Source organism: uncultured Streptococcus sp. (assembly GCF_963545685.1).
GTDB lineage: Bacteria > Bacillota > Bacilli > Lactobacillales > Streptococcaceae > Streptococcus.
Window position 1 is genome coordinate 1 of the sequence record NZ_CAUUKN010000006.1, and the last position, 18,993, is coordinate 18,993.

Annotated in this window: 18 protein-coding genes; all 18 read right to left on the reverse strand. The window is 39.8% G+C overall.

All coding sequences use genetic code 11. The features are described from left to right. Window positions 1–179: 179 nt before the first annotated feature. The 18 genes from metG to RWZ99_RS02160 all read right to left on the reverse strand — a co-directional run bounded on the left by metG (window position 180) and on the right by RWZ99_RS02160 (window position 18,829). Window positions 180–2,183, reverse strand: a complete 2,004-nt coding sequence (gene metG / locus RWZ99_RS02075; protein WP_314676056.1) for a methionine--tRNA ligase — start codon at window positions 2,181–2,183, stop codon at window positions 180–182. A 167-nt stretch (window positions 2,184–2,350) separates the two neighbouring features. Then, window positions 2,351–3,202 (reverse strand): hypothetical protein, encoded by an 852-nt coding sequence (locus RWZ99_RS02080; RefSeq protein ID WP_314676057.1) that lies wholly within the window; start codon window positions 3,200–3,202, stop codon window positions 2,351–2,353. 149 nt (window positions 3,203–3,351) lie between these two features. Further along, window positions 3,352–4,416, reverse strand: a complete 1,065-nt coding sequence (locus RWZ99_RS02085) for a hypothetical protein (RefSeq protein WP_314676059.1) — start codon at window positions 4,414–4,416, stop codon at window positions 3,352–3,354. A gap of 337 nt (window positions 4,417–4,753) precedes the next feature. Beyond that, on the reverse strand, window positions 4,754–5,215 hold the full coding sequence (locus RWZ99_RS02090; protein WP_314676060.1) for a hypothetical protein: 462 nt from the start codon (window positions 5,213–5,215) through the stop codon (window positions 4,754–4,756). 176 nt (window positions 5,216–5,391) lie between these two features. After that, window positions 5,392–6,453, reverse strand: coding sequence for a PhoH family protein (locus RWZ99_RS02095; protein ID WP_314676061.1), 1,062 nt, complete (start codon window positions 6,451–6,453; stop codon window positions 5,392–5,394). A gap of 79 nt (window positions 6,454–6,532) precedes the next feature. Next, entirely contained in the window at window positions 6,533–7,840 is a 1,308-nt protein-coding gene (locus tag RWZ99_RS02100; RefSeq protein ID WP_314676062.1) for a LysM peptidoglycan-binding domain-containing protein, read from the reverse strand. 238 nt (window positions 7,841–8,078) lie between these two features. After that, on the reverse strand, window positions 8,079–8,294 hold the full coding sequence (locus RWZ99_RS02105) for a YozE family protein (protein ID WP_002885591.1): 216 nt from the start codon (window positions 8,292–8,294) through the stop codon (window positions 8,079–8,081). Window positions 8,295–8,302: 8 nt separating this feature from the next. After that, on the reverse strand, window positions 8,303–9,160 hold the full coding sequence (cvfB, locus tag RWZ99_RS02110) for an RNA-binding virulence regulatory protein CvfB (protein ID WP_314676064.1): 858 nt from the start codon (window positions 9,158–9,160) through the stop codon (window positions 8,303–8,305). 89 nt (window positions 9,161–9,249) lie between these two features. Beyond that, a complete protein-coding gene (gene frr, locus RWZ99_RS02115) occupies window positions 9,250–9,807 on the reverse strand; it encodes a ribosome recycling factor (RefSeq protein ID WP_301381863.1) in 558 nt (185 codons plus the stop codon). A 14-nt stretch (window positions 9,808–9,821) separates the two neighbouring features. Beyond that, window positions 9,822–10,559 carry a UMP kinase gene (gene pyrH, locus RWZ99_RS02120; RefSeq protein WP_314676066.1) on the reverse strand — a complete coding sequence of 246 codons (738 nt, stop codon included), beginning with the start codon at window positions 10,557–10,559 and terminating at the stop codon, window positions 9,822–9,824. A gap of 235 nt (window positions 10,560–10,794) precedes the next feature. Next, window positions 10,795–12,018 carry a HAMP domain-containing sensor histidine kinase gene (locus RWZ99_RS02125; RefSeq protein ID WP_314676067.1) on the reverse strand — a complete coding sequence of 408 codons (1,224 nt, stop codon included), beginning with the start codon at window positions 12,016–12,018 and terminating at the stop codon, window positions 10,795–10,797. A gap of 13 nt (window positions 12,019–12,031) precedes the next feature. Next, window positions 12,032–12,709, reverse strand: coding sequence for a response regulator transcription factor (locus RWZ99_RS02130; RefSeq protein WP_314676068.1), 678 nt, complete (start codon window positions 12,707–12,709; stop codon window positions 12,032–12,034). A gap of 1 nt (window position 12,710) precedes the next feature. Then, window positions 12,711–13,334, reverse strand: coding sequence for a GTP pyrophosphokinase family protein (locus RWZ99_RS02135; protein WP_314676069.1), 624 nt, complete (start codon window positions 13,332–13,334; stop codon window positions 12,711–12,713). Window positions 13,335–13,484: 150 nt separating this feature from the next. Beyond that, the gene (locus RWZ99_RS02140; RefSeq protein ID WP_314676071.1) at window positions 13,485–14,108 is read right to left on the reverse strand and encodes a GNAT family N-acetyltransferase; all 624 of its coding nucleotides are present in this window, start codon (window positions 14,106–14,108) and stop codon (window positions 13,485–13,487) included. Between the two features lie 108 nt (window positions 14,109–14,216). Beyond that, entirely contained in the window at window positions 14,217–15,995 is a 1,779-nt protein-coding gene (locus RWZ99_RS02145) for an ABC transporter ATP-binding protein (RefSeq protein ID WP_314676073.1), read from the reverse strand. Further along, a complete protein-coding gene (locus tag RWZ99_RS02150; protein WP_314676074.1) occupies window positions 15,985–17,799 on the reverse strand; it encodes an ABC transporter ATP-binding protein in 1,815 nt (604 codons plus the stop codon). Before RWZ99_RS02150 ends, RWZ99_RS02145 begins: the two co-directional genes overlap by 11 nt. A gap of 3 nt (window positions 17,800–17,802) precedes the next feature. Next, the gene (locus RWZ99_RS02155; protein WP_314676075.1) at window positions 17,803–18,246 is read right to left on the reverse strand and encodes a MarR family transcriptional regulator; all 444 of its coding nucleotides are present in this window, start codon (window positions 18,244–18,246) and stop codon (window positions 17,803–17,805) included. A 172-nt stretch (window positions 18,247–18,418) separates the two neighbouring features. Next, entirely contained in the window at window positions 18,419–18,829 is a 411-nt protein-coding gene (locus tag RWZ99_RS02160) for a peptide deformylase (protein WP_314676076.1), read from the reverse strand. Window positions 18,830–18,993 lie beyond the last annotated feature (164 nt).

Below are 18,993 nucleotides of genomic sequence, written 5' to 3' on the forward strand. Positions count from 1 at the left end.
TAAGCATTTATTGAAATATAGTGTATAAGAAAACGAGTTCGACTGAACTCGTTTTCTTTTTTACTTTTTATTAGTTATATGGCGAAATCAAAATAGGGAATGGAACAGAAGCCTAAGCATTCAAAAGCACCTCGTCTTCCCACTCCCACTTAAAGAAATCCCTTAAAACTAAATTACTCTTACCCAATCACACTTCCATTTGGAACAGATGGATCTACTGTCAAGACCGTGAGTTTACCGTCATGTTCAGCAGAAAGAATCATACCTTGGCTGACATATTTCTTCATCATCTTACGTGGTTTGAGATTAGATACGACTTGAAGTTTCTTGCCGACCAATTCTTGTTCGTTAGGATAGAATTTAGCGATACCTGAGAGGATTTGACGGTCTTCACCGTCACCTGCATCAAGACGGAAACGGAGCAATTTGTCTGAGCCTTCGACTTTTTCTACTTTTTTAACTTCAGCGACACGGATTTCAACCTTGTCAAAGTCATCAAATTTGATTTGGTCTTTTTCAGATTTAAGTTCGACCTCTTCTGGATTCCATTCTTTCTCTTGAGGTTTGCCTGCGTTCATTTGAGATTGGATGTAGGCAATTTCTTCGTCCATGTCAAGACGTGGGAAGATTGGTGTTCCTTTTGAAACGACTGTCACATTCTCTGGGAAACCTGAAAGTTCGAGATTTTCAAGGTCAAACTCCTCTGACAATCCGAGTTGTTCCATGATGGCATTTGAAGTTGTCATCATGAATGGTTGGATGAGGTGGGCTACCACACGAAGACTAGCTGCCAAGTGAGCCATCACCGCTGCCAAGTGTTCCTTGTCACCATCTTCTTTGGCAAGTACCCAAGGAGCTGTTTCGTCAATGTACTTATTGGTACGTGAAATGATATTCCAAACGGCATCTAAGGCGCGTGGGAAGTCAACAGCATTCATTTGTTTGTGAAACTCTTCAATATTTTCAGTCACAACCTTAGCCAAATCAGCATCAAAGTCTGTAACATTCTCGACATAGGCAGGCACTTGACCACCGAAATACTTGTTAATCATGGCAACTGTACGGTTGAGGAGGTTTCCGAGGTCATTAGCCAACTCATAGTTGATACGAGCCACATAGTCTTCTGGCGTGAAGGTACCGTCTGAACCGACTGGAAGACTACGCATGAGGTAGTAACGGAGTGGATCAAGACCGAAGCGCTCTACCAACATTTCTGGATAGATGACATTACCTTTAGACTTAGACATCTTACCGTCTTTCATGACAAACCAACCATGAGCAACAAGACGTGTAGGCAATGGTAAATCAAGTGCCATCAAGATGATTGGCCAGTAAATAGAGTGGAAACGAAGAATGTCCTTACCAATCATGTGGATAATTTCGTGGTTTTCATCATTTTGCCAGAACAAATCAAAGTTACCATGCTCATCCTGACCATAACCAAGGGCAGTAATATAGTTGATAAGAGCATCAATCCACACATAAACCACATGTTTTGGATCTGATGGTACTTTAACTCCCCAAGTGAAGGTTGTACGTGATACCGCCAAGTCTTCCAAGCCTGGCTCGATGAAGTTTTTAAGCATTTCATTCATACGACCATCAGGTTGGATAAATTCTGGGTGTTCTTTAAAGAAGGCAGTCAAACGGTCTGCGTAGTTGCTAAGTTTAAAGAAATATGATTCTTCAGACACTAGCTCCACTTCATGTCCTGATGGAGCCACACCACCAATGACATTACCTTGCTCATCACGGTAAACTTCTGCCAACTGACTTTCGGTGAAAAATTCTTCATCGGAAACTGAGTACCAACCTGAATATTCACCAAGGTAGATATCCCCTTTTTCCAAGAGACGCTCGAAAACTTGAGCAACAACTTTTTCATGGTAATCATCAGTCGTACGGATGAATTTATCGTATGAGATATCCAAAAATTGCCAGAGATCCTTAACACCAACAGCCATACCATCCACATACTCTTGTGGGGTGATTCCTGCTTCTTCAGCCTTTTGTTGAATCTTTTGACCGTGCTCATCAAGCCCAGTAAGGTAAAAGACATCATAGTTCATCATACGTTTGTAACGTGCCAAGACGTCACAAGCAATGGTTGTATAGGCAGAACCAATATGTAATTTACCAGATGGGTAGTAGATAGGTGTTGTGATGTAGAATGTTTTTGTCATTTTAATTTCCTTTCATGTGTTAACAAATGGGCTAACACTGATGATATAACATCTTATTATAGCACGTTTTGGACACTAAAAAAACCAGACTAGCTGGTTTTAAATAATATTAATTCGAAAGGAATTTGAACGCCACTAACAGTTAATACCTCAACACTTTAACTTTTTTATGGTAGATACTGCTCTCTGTCTTTCTTAGCATCTTTATCATAATCATAAATGAGATTTTTCTCCTTTGCTTTTGATAGGCGTTTGAAGGTACGAATAGCAAGAACTCTCCCATCTTCATCATAGATGGTAATGGTTAATCTGTCTCCCCTCAGCTTATAACGATAAGTCCTTTTCAATTCTGATTTATACCTTTTGACGTAATGTTTTGTATCATCCTCAATTTCTGACTCGCTCATAAAGGTAGCTCCCTTATAATACTTTCTTAAAATCTTACCAACCGTATCTTCATATTCTGACAGTGTCCAGGTGTGTTTTAAACTTCTTGACCAGGTATCATATTCGAAATTATAACCAGACATATAATCCAGCTCACTTACAAATGATATACTCCATGTATGGTAAACATATGTTTTTAAATAATTGCCTTTAACCCTAACAAAGTCTCGAACATCGATGTCGATGGATTCATAAGACTCCAATCTATCAACCATTTCTTCCCTATTTTTGTCATAATAATAGTCAGATTCAATTAGATAGGTTCCTTCAGGAATTTTACCGACTTGCTGATGTATAAAGGCGTAAGCACCTAAGAAAAGTGCCACCAGAAGGGTTCCGATTAGAGAAACTATTATGATTTTTGCCTTCTTAGACAAGCCTGTTTTAGGAGCCCTAACTTGTAAAACAGGTTGTGTCACCTGTTCATTGAGTTGAACTTGTGGCTGACTATTCTCTACCACAGGCTCTGAGGCTATAAATTCCCCACTAGCTTTTGCTTGTTGGATTTCTTCTGCCGTCGGTTGTCGATTATTGATTATCTCAAAATAGTCTAACCACTCTTTTTCATTCATGATAGTACCCTTTTTTCATTGATACTTCCATTCTACCAGAAAAAGACTTCTAAGCTATCTGACTGTTTTCATACAAAGAAAAGTGATACCAGATTGGAGAACCAACTCTCCCTTCTCGTATCACTTCATCCTCTTATGAAATAGGGTGATTAAATTTTATCACTAGATTTTTTACTACTATCACTAGAACTTGATTTTGAATCACTACCATAGTCGTCACTATAGCCATAACCATAGTCGTCACTATAGCCATAACCATAGTCACTTCCATAACCATAATCATAATAGTCCTTGAAGTCATCATATTGATCACTATAAGTCTTCAAATCTTTCTTATAATCTTTGATAGCATCCTTATAGTCATCCCAACGCTCCTCAGCGTCTCCCTTACTCATACGTTTATAAGTAACACGTGATTGAAGTTCTCCATCCTTGTCATAAGTAGATAGAGTATACTCGTTTCCTTTTTTGACGTAAGTGCGTTTTTCTTTTAGAGATTTCTTATATGATTTTACAGATTCTTTAACAGCTTCTTTGGTAGCATCTTTAGTGTAGAATGAATAGTCCTTAGACATTTTTTTCATGAAATCTTTGACAGTAGATTCAAGCTCTTCAACCGTTAAAACCTCTGTCTGAGTCTTGTTCCATGGATCAAACTTCTGCGGGATATCATTTTCATATTCTAACAAGCTAACGTAAGATGATTTATTATCTTCAAGATAAGAATAGTATCTAGACTTATTATTTTTAACTTCTACAAAAGAGTAGACATCATCAAATTCATCAAAAGCGTCTACCATCTTATCTTTATCATCATCACGATAAGAATAGGCTACTACTTCGTATGTTCCATCCGCAATCTTACCTGACTGGTAACGCCATAGCGTGTAACCACCAACGATAAGTAAAATCGCCGCCAAGAATCCTAAGACTGATGCCAAAATAATCTTAGTTTTCTTAGACATACCTCTTTTAGGGGGTACTACTTGTTGGAAAGTTGCTGTTGGTTGGGCAAACTGAGGCTGTTGTGTCATAGCGATCACAGGTTCAGCTGGCCTAATCGGTCTTTGCTCCGTCACTTGTCCATTTGAGCTAAAAACGTTAGGTCGTTCAAGCATAAACTCGCCTGCTGCTTGAGCTTGAGATAACTCTACGGGAGTTGGTTTACGGCCGTTGACTAATTCAAAGTACTCAATCCACTCTTGCTGGTTCATAATAATCTCCTTTTTTATTGGTCTACTGTTCTATTGTACCAAAATAAATGGTGAAATAGTATTTGACAATTATCATAAAGACTGTAAGTTTTTTTAATAAATCTTTAGGCTAGATTCTACATAGTAAAGAACTGCCTGGTCAGTTTACTGATCAACACCAGATGAGATAATCCCCATAATGATCCCAGTCCTTATGATGCTCCAAGGCATACTCATAATCCCTCTCATAACCACTTCTGAGCCCTTTAGCTTCCTCTGAGGTCAAACGTTTAAAAGTTCTACGCGACTCAATATGTCCATCATTAGCATAAACAGTCAGAACGAGAACATTGGGACGCTATTCATAAGTTCCTTTTTGCTTCAACATTTTTTTATAATCATCCACATACCTTTGGGCAGATACTTCTTTTACTCTTGAATACTCCTCTCCCTTCTTAGAAATCTTGTCAATATGAGAAATCACTAAAGCTTTATATTCAGAGACTGTTAAATCTTGTTTCAAAGTCCCTGTACGTGGATCAAAAGTCTGAGGTAGCTTTTCATCGTGCTCAAATAGTGAAATAAAAGGTTCCCCATCCCCATAAGAAAGATAATAAAATTGACATTTCATATTCTTAACAACTATAAAATCTTCATATAGGATATCATTATTTTCTCCTCGCTTAGTCCAATTTACCAATTCATTTGAATATGCCGAAGTAGATTCGTATTTTACCATCTGATAGGTGTCATCTGGAATATGGTTCTCTTGATACTTCCAGAACCTTCCCTCTACAATAGCTATTAAGACTACCGCCACAAGGCCTAGAACCGAAGTAATAGCAATCTTCCATTTTTTACCTTAGTCATGCCCTTTCTCTCCATATTAGCCTATTCTTCAATACTATTTTACCAAAAATAGAGAGAAAATCTGTGACTTGACTAGCAAAGAAAAAGAGGTAGAGAATACTTACTCTCAAACCTCCTTTCATCTATTTACTTTTTAACATCCTCAGCACCAATGACTGGGTATTCAGTCAATCCTGATGATACTTCTTCAGTCTGGTCTGACCCTTCTGATTTTGCCTCAAAGTCAACTTTAGGCACATCTTTTTCATAAGCATTAATGATATCGGCAACAACTGGGTGACGTACGACATCACTAGCAGAGAAATGAACAAAATCAATAGCCTTGATTCCCTTCAATTTCTCCATGGCATCGACAAGACCAGATTTAACACGACGTGGAAGGTCAATCTGACTCATATCTCCATTGACAATCATCTTAGAATTAAAGCCAAGACGGGTCAAAAACATCTTCATCTGCATGATGGTTGTATTTTGTGCTTCGTCAAGAATAACAAAGGCATCTTCGAGGGTACGACCACGCATATAGGCGAGTGGTGCAATTTCAATAATTTCACGTTCCATGAGACGAGTCGTCTGCTCTTTGCCAAGAATTTGATAAAGGGCATCATAGACGGGACGAAGGTAAGGATCTACCTTTTCCTTGAGATCACCAGGCAAAAAGCCAAGACTTTCACCTGCCTCAACCGCCGGACGTGTTAGAACAATACGTTTAACCTGGCCTCGTTTAAGAGCTGTGACTGCAAGAGTGACCGCTAAAAAAGTTTTACCTGTACCAGCTGGCCCAATCCCAAAGACCACATCATGGCTTTTAATGCTATCAACGTAGACCTTTTGCCCCAGGGTCTTCACTCGAATAGGCTTACCACTGTTGTCCTTGATAATCTCTTCTTCATATAAAGCAACAAACTTGTCAATCGATCCATCTTGAGCCATGGTTAAGGCCGCGACAACATCTGAAGTGTTGACTAGCATCCCACGTTCCACTAAAACAAGGAGGGCTTGAATGGTCAAGCGGGCCAATTCGACACTTTCTTCATTATCCCCAAGGATTTGCACACGCTCTGTTCGAGCATGGATGATAACATTTAGGTTTTCTTCAATGAGTTTTAAATGACGCTCATTGGTTCCAAAAAGCGACAAGACATCATCTGGGTGATTTAGGGTAATTTCAACAGAATACTCTTGCAAATAGAGTTCCTCTTTCTTAAGTATTTTTATCCATTATATCAAAAAAATCACGCCAGGCGTGACTTTTTGTAATTCTTAATTAGGCATTGAATGATACGTGAACGTGGTCATAGTGGTTTTCAGTAATGCTACCACGATCAGGCATTTGGTTCCAAGTGTTGGCTGGTCCGTAGATATTATCTACTGGTGCGTAGAATTGTTGTCTGTAGATGATGTATGAAATACCTGCATTTGAGATATTATCTACAGCATATTGTGCAACTTGATCACCAACTTCTGAACCAACTGGTACCATAACGTCAACGGCAAGTCCCTGACCATGGTCTTGTGGGTCACCTTCACGGTAACCACCGATATCAGTAAGACCAAATTGTGCTGCTACATCTTGACGGAAAGCTTCAGCTTGTGGTTGAAGATTTGGATCCGTTGGAAGTGTATTAGTTGATGCAGGTTGTGCTGCTGGTGCTTCTGATGCAGCTGGTGCTTCTGACGCTACTTCTGATGTTGCTACTGGTTGTTCTGCTGGCACTTCTGATGCGGCTGGTGCCTCTGAAGCTGCTTCCGATGTTGCTGCTGGTTGTTCTGCTGGTGCCTCTGAAGCTGCTTCTGAAGCTGCTTCCGGTGTTGCTGCTGGTTGTTCTGCTGGTGCCTCTGAAGTTGCTGGTGCTTCAGCAGGTGCTTCTGATGTTGCTGCTGGTTGTGCCACTACTTCTTCAGTTGTTTCAGCTTGTGCAGATGTTTCAGTGGCTGGAGCTTCCTCTTCTACAGGTGTTGCTTCAGCTGATGAAGTCACACGGTCAATAGCGTCTGCAATAGGTTGCTCAGTTTCTGCATATGCTGGAGCTTCTGATGCTGATGCGATAGCCTCTGTTACTTCTGAAACAGCTTGAGTTGACTCTTCTTTAGCAGGTGCTTGAGTAGCTGTCAAGCTAACAGTTTCAACTGGAGCAGACAAATCAGCTGCTACTACAGATTGACCATTTACAGTCACTTCGTTAGTTGTCAAGTTAGCTTCTGCTACTACAGGTGTGTCAGAAGTTTCTGAAGCTGGTGTTTCAACTTTAACTGATACTGCTTGATTATCAGCGTTGTATGTTGTTGTCAAAACTGTTCCAGGGAAAATCAAGTCAATGTTTGTGATTTGATTGATGTTAGCCAAAACGTTCACATCGATACCCATTGCTTCAGCGATACTTCCCAAAGTATCACCGTATTGAACAGTGTAAGTTTGTTGATTATCATTTACAGAGATATCTGCTTTGATTTGATCTACTGAACGTGCTGCCCAGTTAGAAGTTTCATCGGCATGTACGTGGCTAGCAGCAAAAAGTGAAAGTGCTGCAGTCGAGTAAAGAAGTGCCTTTGTAGTTTTAGATTTTGATAACATGTATAATTCATTCCTTTTTTAACAATTTCAACATTTACAATAATACCACACTTTCCATCAAAAAAGTTGTGATTTACTGCTCTTTAAAGCAATTACTAACTAGTTGTAACAAGCCTAATTTATTGAAAAATATCTGAGATATTTGTAAAAAAATGTAACAATTCATCCCAATTCAAATGCTAACCGCTTTATAAAAATTGTAAAAAACGATTACACCTATGGTAATGCCCTATCCCTATCAATGTGCTAGATAGTCTTCCCAAATCTGATCAAACTGACCTAGATTGAAAGAGAAACTAGCCTGATCTTCCAAGTAACGACTAACTTCTTCAAAATCATCGGTATGTTTAGGAAAAGTTGAATCTTCAAAAGCCAAATCGGCTAAGATAGCTACCGGTTCATTTGATTTTGGATTACGTTGGGCCATCAGCCAAGTATAAAAGGATTTTCTCATGCCTTCTCCTAACCGATTAATTCTGTTCCAAACTGATCTTGTTTGATTTTTTTAGCCTTCATCAGACCACCCAAGGCTTTTTTGAATTGTCCCTTAGAAATACCAAAGGTCGCCTTGATATCTGCTGGTGATGATTTATCATTAAGAGTCATAAAGCCACCATTGCTCTCTAAATAGGTCAAAATCATCTGTGCATCATTTTCCAGCATCTCAAAAGAACGTGGTTTAAGAGAAAGGTTAAGCGTGCGATCAACTTCTCTGAAACCAATCACGCGCGCTTCAAGGACTTGACCCAAGCGCGGCTCAGCATAACGTTCTGATGGATGAATGAAGCCAAGCATATTATTCTCTGGCAGGTAGACAAAGGTTCCTGACAGTTTAAGACGGTAGGCAATGGCTGGCCATTTTTGATTTTGCATATTATCGTAAGCAGGACCAGCCATGCGTTGAAAGACCTCAGGTTCAGCAGGAAGCCCCCAAATACGATCTTTTTTATCCACATCTAGTTTAATGTAGAGTTTGTCCCCCTTCTTAGGCCAAAGCTCTTTGAGTTCAGGTAAAACATCAAGAGAGACAACGATTTCCTTATCTGGAATTCCCACGTCTACAAAGACACCTAAATCCTTACGGACCTCAGTGACCTCTCCCCAATCGTAAGATTCGCGAGTTGCCTTGATTTCCTTTTGAGTCAAACGTAATTTTTGCTTACTATCTGTATAGGCGAAACCTTTCACTATGTCACCAATGGCATGTTCTCCCTCATCTTTAGCCAAGGCAAAGGTCACGCCGTCCTTTTGAACAAAGTAAAAGCGGTCATTTTCATCAGTTACTAGAGCAGTAATGATGGTTCCAAGTAGTGTATTCATCTTTTTTCCTCTAAAAAGAGAGTCGGACAAGGAAGCTAACATAGTCCATGCTCTTTTGCTTCTGTCCCACTCTCCTTATTTTCTATTGATTAAACAGTAAGGAGTTCTTTTTCCTTCTCTGCTGTCATGCTGTCAATCTTCTTAACAGCATCATCAGTTGCTTTTTGGATATCTTTTTCCAAAGTTTTCAATTGATCTTCTGTGATTTCTTTGTCTTTTTCTTGCTTTTTAGCTTCATCCATAGCATCACGACGGATGTTACGAATAGCGATTTTAGCATTTTCACCGACCTTTTTCACTTCTTTGGCTAACTCTTTACGAGTTTCTTCTGTAAGCGCTGGGATAACCAAGCGGACTACAGAGCCATCGTTAGCTGGGTTGATACCAAGGTCAGATTCATTGATGGCACGTTCGATATCAGCGATTGATCCTTTATCAAATGGTGAAATCAAAAGAACACGTGCTTCAGGAACAGTGATTGAAGCCAATTGGTTAAGTGGTGTTGGAGCACCATAGTATTCCACAGTGATGCGGTCAAGAAGTGATGCATTAGCACGACCTGCACGGATAGCTCCGAATTCACGGGCCAATGACTCGTGTGAGTGGGCGAAACGTTCTTTTGCTTTTTCAATAATTGCGTTTGTCATGAGTTCTCTCTTTCTTATTTATGTAATTCTGCTTTGTTAGATACCGTTGTCCCAATGTGTTCACCAAAAATAACACGTTTGATATTTCCTGATTCGTTCATGTTAAAGACAACAAGGTCAATGTCATTATCCATTGAAAGGGTAGAAGCTGTGGCATCCATAATTTTCAAACCACGTTTGATAACTTCTACGTGTGTCAATTCGTCAAATTTGACAGCATCAGCGTTTTTACGAGGATCATCATTGTAGACACCATCAACACCATTTTTAGCCATAAGGATGGCATCGGCTTCGATTTCAGCGGCACGAAGAGCTGCCGTTGTATCTGTTGAGAAGTATGGTGAACCAATACCTGCTGCAAAGATAACGATACGCCCTTTTTCAAGGTGACGAAGGGCACGACCACGAATATAAGGCTCTGCCACAGATTTCATATCAATCGCTGTTTGAACACGTGTATCAACACCCAATTGTTTCAAACTGTCAGCCATAACAAGAGCATTCATAGTTGTTCCAAGCATGCCAGTATAGTCAGCTTGAACACGATCCATTCCTGCTTCAGCTGCGGGTTCTCCACGCCAGAGGTTCCCACCACCGATAACTAGAGCAATTTGAATACCTGAATCCGCTACCTCAGCAATTTCTTTAGCCATAGCTTGGACGGTGGGAAGATCAATCCCAACACCTTTTTCACCAGCTAGAGCTTCACCTGAAAGTTTAATGAGGACACGTTTGTATTTTGGTTCTACCATGATTTCTCCCTATTAACTATTATATTTCTGATTTGATTCTTAGCTGAGATTTATCATTTCTTATCCATCAGTTGCCATCCGTTTTAGAGGTTGAAAAGGAACTCATTTGACCTTCTCCTATTGACGATTTGGATAAGAAAATGGTTTCTTTTTGCAAAGCAAACACTAAATCTTCATCCTTACTATTTTATCATAAATTAGGGTTTTCACCTAGTCAAATATTTAAAAAATATATTTACAAGATGACCGTAAAGGTGATGGTGTCATTTTTATAGGAGGCAAAGATTCGTCCCTTAAATAATTTGACCATGCTTTGTGCCATTGATAAACCTATGCCGAAACCACTGTGCTCTTTGTTATTATGGGACTCATCAATACGATAAAAGCGCTCAAAAAACTTACTATAATCAACTTCCTTACCTTCTTTATAGGTGTTTGACACTTCTAGACGAGCCCTTTTACGCGTTCTTCCTATCTGACGAAGTCTTACAGTAACCGTCCCTTCTGGATCACAATACTTGTTAGCATTATCAACAAGGAGAGTTACAAGTTCAAAGAGAGACTTTTCCTCTGCCTTTACATGGATATCTGGGGTAATGTCCATAACGAAGGATTTGCCATCTCGGACGACAGGCCCCTTAAAGTCCTCGGCCGCATCCTCTGTAATATAGGAAAAATCCACATCGTGAAGAACAATGTCCGGCTGCTCCTCCAGACGAGATAGGGCCACAAGAGAGTTGATTAGATTGGTCAAACGTGTCACCTGGTCATTAGTTGACTTTGTCCACTCATTCTCCCCTGTCATGAGTTCCTGTAACTCCGTATTAGCAGAAATAATAGCTAACGGTGTCTTTAATTCATGACCAGCATTGGTGATAAAACGTCGCTGCTTTTCGTAATTTTGAATGAAGGGGCGAATGACGATTCCTGATAAGGCACTGATAATGACGACAAAAAAGATAAATCCAAACAGTGATAAAAGGATAGAAAGACTGAGCAAGGCTTGGGAAGAATTATAATAATAAGATGTGTCCAAAAAGACTACAAGGGTTTTATTTTCGCTAACTTTGCTAACCTGATAACTCAAATTGATATTTTTTTCTCTAATTGTCCCAAAAGTACTCGTCATACGACTTGCTGCAAGTGCATAACTAACAGCCTCATCATCATCTACTAAAGAAGTATGACTGGTATCTTGGCTGACCACTTCATCACCAGACAAGGTCACACTGAAAAAACGAAAGCTATCTGTTGGAATCTCACGCCCCTGGTTGGTCTCAATTGTTTCGGTTTTTCCGAAGCTACCATTATTTTCCGAAAGTATGTTGAGTACCTTGCTAATTTCCTGATCCGTCTGAAAAGACCTCACGGTATTGATGATTCCCACCGTAAAGACCAAGATAAAGAAGATAGCCAAAGAAGCGATCGTTATAAACTGAAGTCGTAAACGTCTAAACATGAGCTACTCCTTACTAATCTTGCAAAAGGCAGAAGTCGCCACCCTTTTCGCCAAGAATACTGATATCAGCTTGAATAGCCTGCAATTTCTGGCGCAGATAGGAAATATAGACCCAGACAATTGACTCATCCACATCTTCCTCATCATCCCAGATAGTTTTAAAAAGGTGATCAGTGGTTAATTTCTTAGCAGGATTGAGCATGAAGTAGGCCATTAACTTGGTCTCTCTACTTGAAAGTCTAATGGCATTGCCAGCTACCAACTCTTGATCCTCTTGGTCCAAGCAAACAGAACCAAGGGTCAAAATTTTAGAAGTAAAGGTCTCACTAACACGACGCTCTAGCGACCGCAGACGAGCTAAAAGTTCCTTTAGGGAAATCGGCTTGGTCAAGTAATCATCTGCCCCAGCATCAAGTCCTGTCACACGATCATCAACTTCAGCCATGGCCGTCAACATAATGACATGAGTAGTATTTCCAGAGGAGCGAATCTCTTTTAGGGCCTCAATACCTGTTTTGATAGGCATCATAATATCCATAATCATTACTTGATAGGCATTCTGTGCAGCTAGGTCGACTGCCTCTTGACCATTAAAAGCCTGATCGACCTCAAAACCTTGATGCTCAAGGGCCACCTTGTAAACTCGAGATAAGGCTTCTTCGTCCTCGGCCAATAAAATTTTCAGAGCCATTCTAGTCATCTCCTTCTTGAATTAAGTTACGGATGGTCTGCATGGTCAGATCACATGATGCTAATTCATCTGCACAGCGCTTAAGCTCACGGGTAATCATTTCTGGATTCTTGATATCATGTTTATACTTCATCTGATGCTCCAAACTGGCCCACGAATCCTGAGCAATGGTCCGAAGCTGAACCTCAACAAAATATGTCCCTTTATCATTGCCTAGGACATCTGGAAAATCCGTCTCTATTTGCAAAATGAGGTGGTAAGAGCGATAACCATTGGGCTTAGCATTTAGAATATAATCCTTCTCATTGTAGATAGAGACTCCTGGAATAGCCTTGATGACATTGACAGTCTTGTAAATATCATCTACAAAACCACAAACAATTCGGATACCAATACTATCCCGGTTTTCCTTGAGGGCAGACTGGCTGGTCTCAGGCAAATTTTTCCTACGACACTTTTCACGCATAGAATCACTTTCCTTAATTCTAGAAATGAAATGTTCATAGAGTTTAAAGCCTGTTTCTTTTTTGCTGGCAATATTAGCCGCAATAATTGGGTCTGTTATTTCCTGTAAAATTTTTGGGAGATACTGAGCATATTCCCCATAAATACTTGGAGTTGACATATAAACCTCCTCTAATATCATTCCTTAATTATAGCATAGATAGGCTTAAAAATAAGGAATAAACCTGCTTTGAGAGACTCTTAAAGAAGAAGAAAAAAAACCAGCCGAAGCCAGAATCATTTTTCCTATCTCAGTTCAATTCCCACTAAACTATTCATCAAGAGATTTGACAAAAGGCCAGTTGCCCAATTTGTGCTTCTCGTAAGTCAAGACCTTGTAACCACATAGCTTATAGCCGTTCTTCTCATAAAAAGGTACATTATAGTCACGGTTGGTAATCAAGCCAAGACTGTGACCTCCTGTACTACTTACAAAGGGTTCAACACCTTCAAGCAAGAAGCGACTCCCTATCCCTTTTCTTTGATAATCCGGAGTCACTGCTAACATCATCAGGTACCAGTCGTACTCTGCAGAATCTTCCAGATGTCTTTCAGACTCTTCAACAAAGTTAAAATACTTGAACAACTTAGTAATGCTTATGAAACGGAAAAGCTTGGTCGCCCCATTTTGAAGATAATTAAGCATAGACACCGTCTGATGCTGTAAAATAGCCGCTGCAACAATGCGACCATCCTCTTCAGCCACCAAACAAGAGTCCATTTTTATCGCTAAACGGACCAACATTTCCTGCAAAGCTAAGACAAACTCATCATACTGTTCAGGCTTCTTTAAATTACCAGCAATCATCGAAAGGTAGGGATAATCTTCAAAAGCATCTGCACACACTTGTGCCACTTTCTGAACTTCATCTTGTCTTGCTTTGCGATATTGCATCTTGGTCTCCTAATCTGTCTGTTTTTTCTCAGTATAACATAAAACTCATGACTTACAGTCATACGTTTTATGGATTTTTGTTAAATCTTATAATTTTCTAATAACATCCTAGACCACTTCTTCCGTAAACTGACTATTATAAAGATCAGCATAGAAACCATCTGCTGCCATTAGCTCATCATGATTTCCCTGTTCAATAATATTACCATCTTTCATCACAAGGATAAGGTCAGCATTTCGAATGGTTGATAAGCGGTGGGCAATAACAAAGGATGTACGACCCTCCATAAGCTTGTCCATAGCCTTCTGAATCAATTCTTCTGTCCGTGTGTCAACTGACGATGTTGCCTCGTCCAAGATAAGAAGAGGGGCATCCTTAAGAAGCGCACGCGCAATGGTCAAAAGCTGTTTCTGACCAACGGATAAGGTCACAGAATCATCCAAATAGGTATCATAACCTTTTGGTAGTGTGGTGATGAAGTGGTGAACACCTACGGCCTTGGCTGCAGCAACAACTTGCTCGTCAGAGATGTTTTCTTGGTTGTAAATCAAATTATCCCGAATCGTTCCTTCAAAGAGCCAAGTGTCTTGAAGTACCATAGAAAATTGGTCATGAACGGTCTCACGCTTCATGTCGTTCGTATCCACACCGTCAATGGTGATACGACCTTGATCGATATTATAGAATTTCATGAGCAGGTTAACAATGGTTGTCTTACCAGCACCCGTTGGACCAACAATAGCAATCTTTTGTCCTGGCTTGGCAAGAGCTGAAAAATCATGAATGATAGTCTTTTCAGGAGTATAACCAAAGGAAACATGGTCAAAGACTACTTGACCCTTGGTATCTGTCAACTCGGCTGTCTTGGCTGACTCATCGTCCATATCTTTTTCTTCCAAAAATTCAAAAATACGACCAATAGCTGCAGTTGCTGATTGGAGTTGTGTAATCCCTTGTGCAATTTGAGAAAGAGGTTGTGAAAAGATACGAACATAGGTCATGAAGGCTACCACATCACCGATGGTCAAGCTTCCGTCGATTACCTTAACCGCACCTACCAAGCAGACCATGACGTAACCAAAGTTCCCAATGAAAATCATAAGCGGCATCATAATACCAGAGATAAATTGAGATTGCCACATAGATTTATAGAGCTTATCATTAAGCCCCTTGAAAGCTTGACTGCTTTCTTCAGATGCATTGTAACTCGTTACAACTGCTTGACCTGTGTAGATTTCTTCAATGTAGCCATTAATGTTAGCCAGATTATCTTGTTGGCGTTTAAACAATGGCTGCGAGAAGCCCATGATGAAGGCTACTAGAACAAATCCTATCAAGACAGAACCAATCGCAGTGAAAGCCATAGTGACATTTGAGTAGAACATCATAATAACGGCTGCTACCAAGAGAACACTTGAAGTAATTAGGGTACCCAGACCTTGACTAAGGGATTGTCCCAAAAGGTCAACATCATTAGTCACACGAGAGAGTGTGTCTCCTTGAGAATGACTGTCAAAATAATTAAGAGGTACAGTGTTGATTTTCTTTTGGATTGCTGTACGGAAACGTTGTGAAAAGCGTTGCGTAACTGTCGCAACTGTAAAACTTTGCAAGTAACCAACAATCGCTGAAATGACATAGAGAACGGCCAAGGTCATAGCAATACTTGCTATCTTGTCCAAATCAATGCCTGGAATCGTCCCCATTTTGGTAGGTGTTATACCTTCAGTAATAGTATTAGTGATTTCTTTAAGCTTATCTGGTCCAATCACTGTAATGACCGCTGAAATGATGGCTCCAACAATCGCAAGGACAAATGGAAGTTGGAAACCTTTAATATAGGGTTTTAAACGTTTATAGGACGATGTTTTTGGTTTATTTTCCATTTTCTAACTCCTCCTTAGACAATTGTGAGTAGGCAATTTCTTGGTAGACCTCATTGTTAGCCAAGAGTTCCTTGTGGGTTCCTTGACCAACGACCTTACCTTGATCAAGAACCAAGATTTGGTCAGCATCCATAATAGTAGAGATGCGTTGCGCAACAATCAACTTGGTCATATCTTGTGTTTTTTCAGCCAATTCTTGACGTAACTTACGATCGGTCTTATAGTCCAAAGCTGAGAAGGAATCGTCAAAAATCAAGATTTCAGGCTTACGAGCAAGTGCACGCGCAATAGCCAAACGTTGTTTCTGGCCACCTGAGAAGTTAGACCCAGCTTGAGCCACTTCTGCCTTAAGTTGGCCTTCTTTATTTTCAACAAAGTCTTTTCCTTGAGCCAATTCGAGAGCTTCCCAAATTTTAGCGTCATCGAGAGGACTGTTATTGCTAGTTCCCATTGTCATATTTGATGTGATATCACCTGAGAAAAGCACAGCCTTTTGTGGAATATAACCAACGATATTGTGCAAGGTTTCGTGGTCATAATGTCTCACATCTACACCATCGACCTTGATAGTTCCTTGCGTTGCATCGTATAAACGTGGGATAAGGTTGACAAGCGTTGATTTACCAGATCCAGTCGAACCAATAAAAGCAACCGTTTCTCCTTTTTTAGCTTTGAAGCTAACATGCTCCAAAACAGGCTCTGAAGTTTCAGAATAACGGAAGGAAACATCTTCAAATTCAACAGTTCCAACTTCTTTAGACTTTTCAGAGCTCTGTTCCGGGTAAGAAACTGAAGATTGAGTATCTAAAACTTCATTGATACGTCCAGCTGCTACAACTGCTCGTGGAAGAAGGAAGAAGACAACAATCATCATCATGAATCCCATAACAACCTGCATAGCATAAGATGAGTAAACCACCATATCTGAGAAGAGATGGATTTTATTTTCCATGGCACTAGCAATCTTAGTTGGATCTGTTGGAATCTTAACATCTTCAATCAGATGCGCACCAATCCAATAAATAGCTAGCGTCAAACCACTAGATACAGCAGTCATTACCGGTGTCAGTAAGGCAAAAGAACGACCGATGAAAAGATTGTTTTGGGTCAGATCAGTATTGGCCTTTTCAAATTTATCCTCTTGATAACTCTCAGCGTTATAGGCACGCACCACACGAATCCCAGTTAGAGATTCACGCGTCACACTATTGAATTTATCTGTCAGAGTTTGAATCAAGCGTTGCTTAGGCATGACCATAATCAAGAGGAAGAGCATGAGAATGGCAATTACTGCCACAGCGACAAGCAAGGCAAGAAGCCAATTCCCATTTTTATCAGCAATCTTTGTAATAGCCCAGATTGCCATAATAGGTCCCTGTGTAATAACCTGTAACCCCATGGTCAGTACCATCTGTAATTGTGTAATATCGTTTGTCGTACGGGTTAAAAGACTCGGAATAGAGAATTTCTTAATCTCGGCATCCGAAAAATCTAGAACCTGATGGAAGATATCATCACGAAGACGAGTGGTAAAACTAGCTGCTGTTCTGGCAGCTAGAAAACCAACCACGACAGAAGCCATAAAGCCCGCAAAGGACATTAAAAGCATTCGCATCCCTGGAGCATCCATATTCCAAGCAAAAATATCAGACGCCTTAGTCCCCTTGGTTGATAAGAGGGTTGTAATGTCAGCCATATAGTCTGGAATTTTCAAGTTGAGATAGACGTTCAAACAAACAAATATCACAGCTAATACAATCATGCTTAACTCTTTTGCCGTCAAACGTTTAAAAATTTTAAACATAAGTTACTCCTTATTTTTCTCTAAATTCTTACGAATTTGGTGAAAGACTCGAAAAGCTATTTCAACATCTTCTTTCGAAATACCATCTAACAACTGTTCATGAATAGCCTCTCGGAAATGTCCGACATCTTGGGCCTTCTTTTTACCCAAGTCTGTCAGATGAACATACTTGTAGCGTTTATCCTTGTCAGATGTCACCAATTCAACAAAACCATTTTTCTCCATACGTTTGACCAAATTACTAGCCACTGACTTGGAAATAAATAGATTTTTCTCAATATCTTTGATAAATATTTCTTTATCTTGGTTCTCAAACAAGTACCTAACGGCAAACCCTTGTGGACCGGCTAAATGCTCAACTCCGTGGATTTTTCCTAACTCTTTCACGCGAGATTCCATAATATTAATGAATTCTCTGAAGTCATCAAAAGGATCTTTTCTATGCATCGCAAGCTCCTCCTTAAATAGTTCCTATGAGAACTATTTTAGTTCTTATGAGAACCATTGTCAAGGAAAAAGTTCCTATGAGAACTAAAAAAGAGTGGAGTAGGAATTTTTAGTTTCCACTCTCACTCTGCAACTGTAATTTATCTCTCTTAGAATCTATTTCAAGTACCTTCTATATGATAACACCCTCCAAATGATCCAATTCATGCTGAATAATTTGGGCTGGCATACCAGAAAAACTCAACTGTTTTGGCATCCATTGTTCATCTAAATAGGCAACCTCAATCGATTCATAACGTCTGGTTGGACGACTTCCTTCTAAAGACAAACAAGACTCCTCCGTTTCAAAAGGTGAAGACTTGCTTACCAAGACAGGATTAAACATAACCAGATTGACAAAACCGATATTGACGATAATAACACGCTTTTTGACCCCAATCATATTGGCTGCCATACCCACACAGGCTTCCTTATGAAAGTTCAGTGTATCACGTAAATCCTTTGCCAAATAGAGGTCTTCTTTAGTCGCTTCTGTCGATTTTTGTCCTAGAAAAAAGACATCCTTTACAATATTTTTTATCATCTATTTACTCCCTTATTGTTTCTTTTCTAATCTATGACATCATATGCCCTTCATTTATCTGAACTAAAGTTTTTTTATTTTCAGACATAATGGCCTCAACTTATTATATCAAAAATGGCTGATTTCTAAGAAAGATGACTAAAAAAGAAACCCACAGGCTTCTT